1 protein-coding gene is annotated in these 575 nt (G+C 57.0%); it reads left to right on the forward strand.

Annotated features, from left to right (window positions below):
* Positions 1-575: IS91 family transposase (locus J0A68_RS22445; RefSeq protein ID WP_206580502.1), on the forward strand; the 575-nt coding region annotated here is incomplete at both ends.

Consider the following 575-nt stretch of genomic DNA (forward strand, 5'->3'; position numbering starts at 1 on the left):
GTGCCCTATTTCCACGTCGTGTTCACCCTGCCCGACACGCTGAATCCCCTGGCGATGTACCAGCCCAAGGCCGTCTATGACAGCCTGTTTGAAGCCGCTTGGCAAACAGTCGCCTGCTTTGCCAAAGACCCCGGGCATCTGGGAGCCAAAGCGGGAATGATTGCCATCCTGCACACTTGGGGGCAAACCCTGACGCTGCATCCCCACCTGCACTGCATCGTGCCGGGAGGAGGGCTGACCAAAAGAGGCAACTGGAAGACGGCCAAAACCCAGGGCAAGTACCTGTTTCCGGTCAAGGCGATGAGCAAAGTCTTCCGGGCCAAGTATGTCAAAGCACTCAAGTCCCGCATCGAACCGGGAAAGGAACTGGTCAACCAGCTTTTTCAAAAAGAGTGGGTGGTGTACGCCAAGCGGCCCTTTGGCCATCCCAAAGCGGTGCTCGAATACCTAGGCAGGTATACCCACAAAGTGGCCATCTCCAACCACCGCATCCTCGGCATCGGCCGAAAGCAAATCACCTTCGGCTACAAAGACTACCGCCAGGGAGCCCAAAAGCTGGAAATGAGTCTGGACAA

Source organism: Algoriphagus oliviformis (genome assembly GCF_017254915.1).
Lineage (GTDB): Bacteria > Bacteroidota > Bacteroidia > Cytophagales > Cyclobacteriaceae > Algoriphagus > Algoriphagus oliviformis.